Here is a 9,065-nt window from a genome sequence, read left to right as displayed (position 1 = left end):
CGCCTGCCGACACATGATGATGGCAAAGCCTGGGCCGATCCCTATTACAGCAGCTTTTATGAAACATCGGGTATGTTTAACCGTGTACCATCAAACAACAAGCTGATGGACCCGCAGCTGTCCAATTTTTTTGGTGAGGCTTTACCTTTCCTGAAAAGAGGGGTGCCGGTTGATATTGTGCATATCGAGAATGTAGGTTATGCAAAAGCTTTGGCAGATACAAAGATCCTGTTGATGAGTTACTCGAACATGAAACCACCAACCGAAGCAGCCCACCAACAGCTGGCTAAATGGGTTAAAAATGGCGGTATCATCGTTTATTCAGGCCGTGATGATGACCCTTTTCAAACCGTACAGGAATGGTGGAACCAGGGCAGCAAAAAATACAAATGCCCTGCCGACGACCTGTTTGCCAAACTGGGATTACCTGCAAATCCAAAAGCCGGAACTTATACCGCGGGCAAAGGCAAGATCTGCATCATCCGCCGCGACCCTAAAGAGTTTGTTATGGAAAGCGACCGCGACGACGAGCTGCGTAGTAAAGTAGAAAGTTTGTACGCACAACTTACCAAACAAAAAGTGCAGTATAAAAACAGCCTGTATTTAAACCGCGGTCCGTACGAGATCGTATCTGTATTAGACGAAAACGTAAGCAAAGCGCCTTACACTATCAAAGGCAAACTGATAGACCTGTACGACCCAACGCTTCCCATCATCAGCCAAAAACAAATAAACCCCGGCGAGCAGGGCTATTTTTATAATGTAGACAAAGCACCCAACCCACAAACCCCGCAGGTATTGGCCACAGCTGCACGGGCCTATGATGAGCAGGTGGGTAAAAACTCCTACTCGTTTGTAGCTAAAAGTCCGCTCAATACTACCAATGCAATGCGGGTATTGCTGCCGGCACAGCCTAAAAAGGTTACGGTAACCGATGCCAGTGGTAAAACTATTGAAGCTAAGCAGCAATGGGATGCAGGTAGTAAGACGATATTGCTTGGTTTTGAAAATAGCCCGGATGGGGTGAAGGTTAGGTTAGAGTGGTAGAAGGTTAAAAAAATATAAAATACATGAATCAAGGAGATCAGTTTCTTTGGAAATGCAGAGAGAATTATTTTAAAGGCATAACGCCTGCGAATCCGGTTTTTTACGACACCGAAGATTATAATTATTTGATAAAAATTGGAAAAATGTTTATTGAAAATGGACAACCGAAAGAGTTTTCATATTTCTTGAGGGAGAGTCAATATTTTGTTTCATTATGGGCTGCACATATCCTTCTGGAGTGCGAGGTTAGTGATAAGAAAATTAAGCATGAGTGTATTGAAACTATTATGGAGTACGCAAATCATCCTATAAATGAAAAGATAGCTTTTGAAGAAAAACATTGGCTTGATTTGAACAAGTCAAAAATTTCCTGAACAGTCAAGAAAACTATATCGGTATGAACAAGTCATATAATAAAACTTCCCCCAATAATAGCATGGTGAATTTCCCGTCCCATCAGGGTCTCTTGAAAAAGACCCTGAGGAGCAGTGTGCCGGGGATGTACTTTGGCTAATCTCCTCTTGCATACAATTCGTCATACATTGTAACTTTTGAATCGGTAACAGTACCTGCCATGTGAAGTTTACCGTTTTCTATGGTTAGTCTATAATCCACTTTCATGGTTTCAAATCCCTTGTAGGATGCAAACTGCATCGATACCGGTATTTGCCATCTATGAGGGTGTAGTGCCCTCCGGCAACCGAAATTGCTAATTTTTTGTTGTCATAGTCCGGAATCTTCGCTTCACCAATTACAACACAAGTAGTAGGGGTAATTATTAAACGTTGGAATACATTAGTACTGTCGCCCAAAAAGATTTGGCCATTATCATACGTGATTTTTTGTGAGACGAGTTTCCATGTTCCTATATGGTCTGTATTGAGGGTTTTTGCCGCACCTTGTTTAAGCGGTTTTGAAGCTTTCTTTTGTGATTGTGCAACTACTGTTGTTGAGATAAGAATACAAAGTAGAATAGACAGCATTAATTTTGATTTCATAAAAGGTTTATTTGGTTAAGTAAATATAATTAATATTCTATAGGATACATTTATACCTGCCGCTGTCCGAGGTTTATAACTTCGGGCGACTATGTACGATTGAGCAATCGTTTGCGTATAAAATCAGTTACGTAAGCCGGCTATTCATAAAAAATTCGCAGCTTTAGCACCAAATAACCAATTAAACTAAATAACCATGATCATCAGTAAACGCGGCATACTGCCGGCTTTAATAGCACTATTCTTTGCTGCAACGGCTGTTGCACAGGTAAAGTCTGACGGGCATTACCGTAAGGAAATGAAAGCCTTGCAAGCGGTTATTCAAACCAACTTTTATGACAAGGCATCAGGCGAATACTTTGTGGTGGTTGATTCGGCCGAGCGCGAGCGTAAGAACGGCTACCTAAGGCAGTATACTTACTTATGGTCATACTGCGCCATGTACCGTGCGGCAAACGAAATAGAAAAGCTGGAGCCAAAAGCTAACCTGATGGCGCCTATGTTGAAGCTGATGTACGCTTATTACAACCCTGCTCCGCCGCATGGTGGTTTTACCGATTACATCATGAAGCTACAACCCGGCGAGCGTTACTATGATGATAACGAATGGATAGGCATAACCGCACTTGACGCCTACACCCGCACCAAAAAGAAAGCAGACTTTGACCTCGGGTAAGGATATGTACGACTTCATCATGACCGGCTACGACCAGGTTTTGGGTGGCGGTATCTACTGGAAAGAAGGCGACCTGAGTTCAAAAATACCTGCTCAAACGGACCGGGCGCACTGTTGGCCCTGCAAATGTACCAGGCTACCAAAAACAAAGCGTACCTTGATACAGCCATCAAGATTATAAAATGGACAGATGCTAAACTGCAAACCCCGGAGAAGCTGTATTGGGATAATATTCGTACCAAAGACGGCCGGGTTAACAAAGGCATACTGTCATATAATACCGGTACCCCGTTAGAGGCGTACGTTTATTTGTATGAGATAACCAAAGACAAGAAATACCTTGACGAAGCCAACGCTATTGCCGACGCGTCGCTTAAATTCTTTTACGGCGGCGAGAAGTTTAGGGATGATTACTGGTTCAACGCTGTGTTGTTAAGAGGCTACCAGCACCTGTTAAAGTTTAATAAAGACACTAAATACATCATGGGCTTTAAAAAATGCCCGGACGGTACCATAACGGCCGATAAAAACGAAAAAGGCCTGTATACCAGCAAGGATAGAAGGGGCAACATCAAAGTTAAAAACCTGGTTGATCATGGCGGACTGCTGGAGATACTGGCGCGCTATGCATGGTTAGAGACTAAGTATAATTTAAAAGGATAGATCAAAGCCGGCTGCCAAAGCCGGTTTTTTTATATTATTTGATCAGGTGCAACTCTGTATCCAACACCCTGGTTTCAAACTCGGTTATAGGGTATTTACTTTCTATCAGTTTTAAAAGCATTTCAACGGCTATCTGTCCCATCTCGAACGATTTTTGTTTCACGTAGGATAGGGAAGGCTGTAACAGGTCAACCACATCTGAGTTGGAGAAACCCGCTATAGCGATCTCTTTAGTATCGAAATTTAAATTCTTAAGCGCTCTTATGCAGGATATGCTGATGCGGTCGCTGCTGATGAAGATGGCATCGGGTTTATCATTTGCCAGCAGGTCTTTCACCGCGTCTTCAACTTCCTGGTAATCGTTACCGCCCTTACTGCAATTGCGGATCAGCTCGGTCCTGAAGGGAATATGGTAATCAACCAGTGCTTTCATATAGCCGGCCAAACGTTCGTTGGTTATGGATAACTGCGGCGCGTTTGATAACAAGGCTATCTTTTTACGCCCCGCTTTAATCAGCGATTCGGTTGCTTTATAAGCGCCGCCAAAATTATCCGATGTTACCTTAAATGTATTGATTTCATCAATTATGCGGTCGAAAAAAACAATAGGCAATCCATCTTCATGCAAGGTTTTCAGAAAGCTATAATCAGAGGTCCCGGCCGACATGGAGATCAGTAAGCCATCAACCGACCGTTGCGCCAGGTGATTAACATTGATCAGTTCCCGCTCAGATGAATCATGTGTTTGAGTGATAATAGTATGATAGCCCCGCTCATAAGCTATCGACTCAATACCGGCTATCGCCTGCGAAAAAAGCTGTTGGCCAACTTGGGTACCACAATACCAATGGAATAGCTACGCCTGTTTTTAAGGCTCAGCGCTATGGGGTTTGATTTGTAGTTAACCTGTTTGGCATAATCCATCACCAGTTTCTTGGTTTCGGTGCTTATTTCATAACCATCGCGCAATGCCCGCGACACCGTAGAGGGCGAAAGTTTAAGCGCTAATGCGATATCTTTTATGGTAGCCGGTTTATACATTTTTTGGCCGAATGGTTAACTAAGACAATTATACGGTTTATTAAAAACACTTTAACTATCAGGTTTAAATCGGCAACGATTGCATAAAAAATAGTTTATTAATTACCCGGTTAAACGCGTTTTTTAAATGATTTATGCCAAAATCTCTCAATATTTAGTTAATAAGTATTACTTTGTATGGAGTTTATCTGCTTTCTTTGCTATAACCAATAATAAACCAACTATACCTCATTATGTCGAAAAATAGATACCTGTTCCCATTAATTTTGGTGACTTCCTTGTTTTTTCTGTGGGCATTCCTGCATAACATTAACCCCATACTTATTCCCCATTTAAAAAAGCTTGCCAGTTAACAGATACCCAATCATCATTTATTGATTCGGCGGTTTACCCGGGATATTTTTTAATAGCTGTTCCGGCTGGTTTATTCGTTCATAAGTACAGTTACAAAAGTGGTATTATAGTAGGCTTAATATTATATGCTATTGGGGCATTGTTGTTTATTCCCGCGGCAAACGCGCATAGCTATACGTTCTTTTTGGTGGCGTTATTTATTATTGCCAGCGGGGCAACTTTTTAGAGACAATTGCTAATCCATATATAACCCTGTTGGGCGATAAAGAAACATCGGCACAACGCCTAAACTTTGCACAATCATTTAACGGTGTAGGCGCGTTTGTAGCGCCAATTATTGGCGGACAGGTTATCCTGTCAGGCATTGAGCATACTCCGGCCGAACTGAAAAATATGTTGCCAGACCAATTGGCAGCCTATCTGCAATCAGAAGCAAATACTGTAAAAATTCCTTACCCGGTAATTGGTGGCCTGGTTATTTTATTGATCCTGTTATTTGTTTTCACTAAACTTCCTGACGTTAAAGAGGACGATAGCGCGGTTGACAGCCACGCACCCGGCACAGAGTTTTCTGCAGCCGTATTAAAACACAAACACGTAGGCTGGGCCGTTGCAGCACAGTTTTTTTATGTTGGCGCACAGGTGGGTGTTGGTAGTTTCTTTATCCGTTATTCAAAATTTGTGGCAGATATTGCCGAGAAAGAAGCAGCCTTTTTATGGGGAACAATAGCCATGGTTGGTTTTATGGTTGGCCGTTTTGCCGGAACTTTCTTTATGCGGTATATTGACGCGGCGCGTTTGTTAAGTATCTATTCGGCTATCAGCATATTATTATTAGTTGTGGCTTTAACTACCAAAGGCAGTGTTGCTTTATACGCGGTTATGGCAGTGCCTTTCTTTATGTCTATCATGTTCCCAACTATATTTGCTTTAGGCATTAAAGGTTTGGGCGAGGAAACAAAAATTGCCTCATCATTCCCGGTTATGGCAATTATTGGTGGTGGTGTAGCACCGTTATTTATGGGTTTGATATCTGATAAAACAGGTAGTATCCAAATGGCTTATATCGTTCCATTGTTGTGTTTCGTGGTAGTGTTATACTATGGTTTAAAGGGACATAAGGTTATAAAAAAGCAGTTTAACTATGGCAAGATATTGTTTAGCATTAGACCTTGTTGACGACCCGCAACTAATTGCGGAGTACGAAAAGTACCACGAGAAGATCTGGCCGGAGATCCACGATAGTATTACGGGTGGCGGTATAACCGATATGGAGATCTACCGTTTCGGTAACCGGCTGTTTATGATCATGGAAACCGGCGCTGATTTTAGCTTCGATAAAAAAGGAGCTATGGATGCTGCCAATCCAAAAGTCCAGAATGGGAACAGCTGATGTGGAAATACCAGCAAGCTATCCCCGGTGCCAAGCTCGGCGAGAAATGGGTTTTAATGAATAAAATTTTTAGTCTGAAGTAAATACAATGTTTAGTTTAAAAGGAAAATCGGTAGTAATAACCGGTGGTGGCAGCGGGATAGGAAAAGCGATATCCGTACTATTTGGCACACAGGGCGCCTTTGTGCATATCATCGAACTAAATGCCGATGCAGCTAATGAAACCGTAGACCAGATAGTAAATAATGGCGGCAAAGCCATTAGCTATAGCTGTAACGTAAGCGATCAGCAACAAATAGTGAAAACCTACAACGAAATAGGTGTAATTGATATCCTGGTTAACAATGCCGGCATAGCTCATATTGGTGTTGCCGATACGACCAGCGAAGAAGATTTTACCCGCATATTTAATGTGAACGTAAAAGGCGTTTATAATTCACTTTTTGCTGCAATCCCGCTGATGAAACAAAAAGGCGGCGGTGTTATTTTAAATATGGCATCCATAGCCGCGGTGGTGGGTATTACCAGTAGGTTTGCTTATTCCATGAGTAAAGGCGCGGTTGCTGCCATGACGCTATCCGTAGCGCGCGATTATATGGCAGATAACATTCGTTGTAACAGCATATCCCCGGCAAGGGTACACACCCCGTTTGTGGATGGTTTTATAGCCAAAAACTATGCAGGGCAAGAGGAAGAAATGTTTGAGAAGCTATCAAAAAGCCAACCGATAGGCCGCATGGGTAAGCCGGAAGAAGTGGCTTCGCTGGCGCTGTATTTATGCAGCGATGAGGCTGGTTTTGTAACCGGCTGCGATTATTTACTGGATGGGGGATTTGTGAAATTGAATAATTAATGTCACCCCCGCCTGCTTCAAAGGAGAGGGAGTTGAATGAAATGATAATATAATACCATACATAAGTAAAACATAATTATTAATCCTGCATGAAGTCCTTCACCTTTGTACGAAGGACTCCTCCAAAAAGAGAGGGAGGTATACAGGAAAATAAACAGAATTAAATATAAATCCCTGCATCGAAGTTCCTCTCTTTTGAGAGGGATTTAGGGTGGGACGAAAACACAACTACAATGAAACTAATAAGATGGGGAAACCCGGGCGCAGAAAAAACAGGGGTAATTATTAACGGTACCAATTACGATACATCCGCCTTTGGCGAAGACTATAACGAACAGTTTTTTGAGACTGACGGATTAGCACGACTTGAAAAATTCCTAAGTGCTAACGAAGGCAAACTGCCAAAAGTGGCCGATAGCGAACGTTTGGGCAGCCCGTTTGCAAGGCCGTCAAAGATCCTGTGTATCGGGTTAAATTTTGCCGATCATGCTAAAGAAAGCGGTGCCACGCCACCTGCCGAGCCGGTGCTGTTCATGAAATCGACCACTGCTTTGGTTGGCCCTAATGATGATGTTGTCATTCCGCAGGATTCTGTTAAAACCGATTGGGAGGTTGAGCTGGCTGTGGTTATCGGCAAAAAAGCAAGCTATGTTAGCAAGGCTGAGGCCTTGGATTATGTTGCCGGCTATGTTTTACATAACGATGTGTCGGAACGCGAGTTTCAGTTGGAGCGCGGCGGTACCGGGACAAAGGCAAAGGCTGCGATACGTTTGCGCCAATGGGCCCGTTTATGGCAACTCCTGATGAACTGGGCGATATCAACAACCTGCGCCTTTGGCTAAAAGTAAACGGCCAGCTAATGCAGAATGGCAATACCAGCAATTTTATATTTGATGTGCCTACTGTTATAAGCTACGTAAGTAAATTCATGACGCTGTTACCCGGCGATATCATATCAACCGGTACGCCTGCGGGTGTTGGGTTGGGCTTTAAGCCACCTGTTTATTTAAAACCCGGCGATGTTATGGAGTTAGGTATTGATGGCTTGGGTGAGCAAAAACAAGTGTTAAAAGCATATGCCAAGAATTGATTCGCATCAACACTTTTGGAACTACGACCCGGTAGCACACAGCTGGATCAATGATGATATGGAGATCATCCGGCAGGATTTTTTGCCGGCAGATCTTGAGCCCATATTACACGAATACGGCTTTAACGGCTGTATTGCCGTACAGGCGGATCAAACCGAAACCGAAAATCATTTCCTGTTAGAGCAGGCTATGAACAATGACTTTGTTAAAGGTGTAGTAGGTTGGGTTGATTTTAAATCAGCAAACGTTGAAGACAGGTTGGCTTACTATAAGCAGTTTGATAAACTAAAAGGCTTCCGCCATATTTTGCAGGGCGAAGCCGATAGGGCCTATATGTTAAATGCTGATTTTAAAAACGGCATAGCTAAGTTGAAGCAGTTTGGCTATACCTATGATATCTTGATCTATACCGATCAGTTAGGTTTTACAAACGAGTTCGCGGCGGCATTTCCTGATCAACCTTTTGTGATAGATCATTTAGCAAAGCCAGATATAAAAAGTGGCGATATCGATCAATGGGCAAAGGATATGCAAGCCATCGCCCAAAATCAAAATGTGAGCTGCAAAGTATCAGGCATGGTTACCGAAGCCGACTGGAAGAAATGGAAATACGAAGATTTTGTGCCTTATATGGATGTGGTGTTTGAGGCATTTGGTACGGACAGGGTAATGTACGGGTCGGACTGGCCGGTATGCCGCGTTGCGGCAACTTATGGCGAGATGTTGAGTATCCCTGAAACCTACTTAGCTAAATTATCTGCTACAGAACAAAGTAAATTTTGGGGTGATAACGCGGCAAAGTTTTATGGATTGTAACAACAAACAATTTTGTCGGAGGCTCAACGCGGCTGTCATCCTGGGCCCGTCGAAGGATAGCGGGCAAAGGCCTTTTCGCACGACTCTTCGACGCGCTCAGAGTGACAGCGCTCTTTAATAATAACCAATTATA

The 9,065-nt window shown here is 42.9% G+C and carries 9 protein-coding genes and 4 pseudogenes; 10 read left to right on the top strand and 3 right to left on the bottom strand.

The genetic code is table 11. The annotated features are described in order from the left end of the window. Together HK413_RS04010 and HK413_RS04005 are read left to right on the top strand one after the other, a co-directional pair. Window positions 1–1,047: pseudogene (locus tag HK413_RS04010) on the top strand (hypothetical protein); the annotation flags it as partial. Window positions 1,048–1,070: 23 nt separating this feature from the next. Further along, window positions 1,071–1,421 (top strand): hypothetical protein, encoded by a 351-nt coding sequence (locus tag HK413_RS04005; RefSeq protein WP_175269218.1) that lies wholly within the window; start codon window positions 1,071–1,073, stop codon window positions 1,419–1,421. Between the two features lie 243 nt (window positions 1,422–1,664). Here HK413_RS04005 and HK413_RS04000 read toward each other — a convergent pair whose 3' ends face one another. After that, on the bottom strand, window positions 1,665–2,045 hold the full coding sequence (locus HK413_RS04000; RefSeq protein ID WP_175269217.1) for a hypothetical protein: 381 nt from the start codon (window positions 2,043–2,045) through the stop codon (window positions 1,665–1,667). A 196-nt stretch (window positions 2,046–2,241) separates the two neighbouring features. On the opposite strand from HK413_RS04000, the gene HK413_RS03995 reads away from it, so the two are divergent. Next, window positions 2,242–2,721: a hypothetical protein gene (locus HK413_RS03995; protein WP_175269216.1), complete on the top strand. Its 480-nt coding sequence runs from the start codon at window positions 2,242–2,244 to the stop codon at window positions 2,719–2,721. Window positions 2,722–2,775: 54 nt separating this feature from the next. Further along, window positions 2,776–3,384: pseudogene (locus HK413_RS03990) on the top strand (glycoside hydrolase family 76 protein); the annotation flags it as partial. Window positions 3,385–3,418: 34 nt separating this feature from the next. Here HK413_RS03990 and HK413_RS03985 read toward each other — a convergent pair. Further along, window positions 3,419–4,168, bottom strand: coding sequence for a substrate-binding domain-containing protein (locus tag HK413_RS03985; RefSeq protein ID WP_317169272.1), 750 nt, complete (start codon window positions 4,166–4,168; stop codon window positions 3,419–3,421). A gap of 14 nt (window positions 4,169–4,182) precedes the next feature. Next, window positions 4,183–4,425 (bottom strand): LacI family DNA-binding transcriptional regulator, encoded by a 243-nt coding sequence (locus HK413_RS20670; protein WP_317169265.1) that lies wholly within the window; start codon window positions 4,423–4,425, stop codon window positions 4,183–4,185. A gap of 373 nt (window positions 4,426–4,798) precedes the next feature. On the opposite strand from HK413_RS20670, the gene HK413_RS20665 reads away from it, so the two are divergent. The 6 genes and pseudogenes from HK413_RS20665 to HK413_RS03960 all read left to right on the top strand — a co-directional run bounded on the left by HK413_RS20665 (window position 4,799) and on the right by HK413_RS03960 (window position 8,932). Further along, complete coding sequence (locus tag HK413_RS20665) at window positions 4,799–5,005, top strand: hypothetical protein (protein WP_317169271.1); 207 nt, start codon at window positions 4,799–4,801, stop codon at window positions 5,003–5,005. After that, complete coding sequence (gene gluP / locus HK413_RS03980) at window positions 4,975–5,958, top strand: glucose/galactose MFS transporter (RefSeq protein WP_317169270.1); 984 nt, start codon at window positions 4,975–4,977, stop codon at window positions 5,956–5,958. The genes HK413_RS20665 and gluP overlap by 31 nt, the downstream gene beginning before the upstream one ends. Next, window positions 5,924–6,255 (top strand): annotated as a pseudogene (locus HK413_RS03975) (L-rhamnose mutarotase). The gene gluP and the pseudogene HK413_RS03975 overlap by 35 nt, the downstream one beginning before the upstream one ends. Before the next feature lie 5 nt (window positions 6,256–6,260). Next, window positions 6,261–7,025: an SDR family NAD(P)-dependent oxidoreductase gene (locus tag HK413_RS03970; protein ID WP_175269215.1), complete on the top strand. Its 765-nt coding sequence runs from the start codon at window positions 6,261–6,263 to the stop codon at window positions 7,023–7,025. 233 nt (window positions 7,026–7,258) lie between these two features. After that, window positions 7,259–8,115: pseudogene (locus HK413_RS03965) on the top strand (fumarylacetoacetate hydrolase family protein). Continuing rightward, complete coding sequence (locus HK413_RS03960) at window positions 8,102–8,932, top strand: amidohydrolase family protein (protein ID WP_175269214.1); 831 nt, start codon at window positions 8,102–8,104, stop codon at window positions 8,930–8,932. Before HK413_RS03965 ends, HK413_RS03960 begins: the two are co-directional and overlap by 14 nt. Window positions 8,933–9,065: the final 133 nt, after the last annotated feature.

The sequence above is a fragment of the Mucilaginibacter humi genome (assembly GCF_013087555.1).
This window is presented reverse-complemented; position numbering and strand designations above follow the sequence as displayed.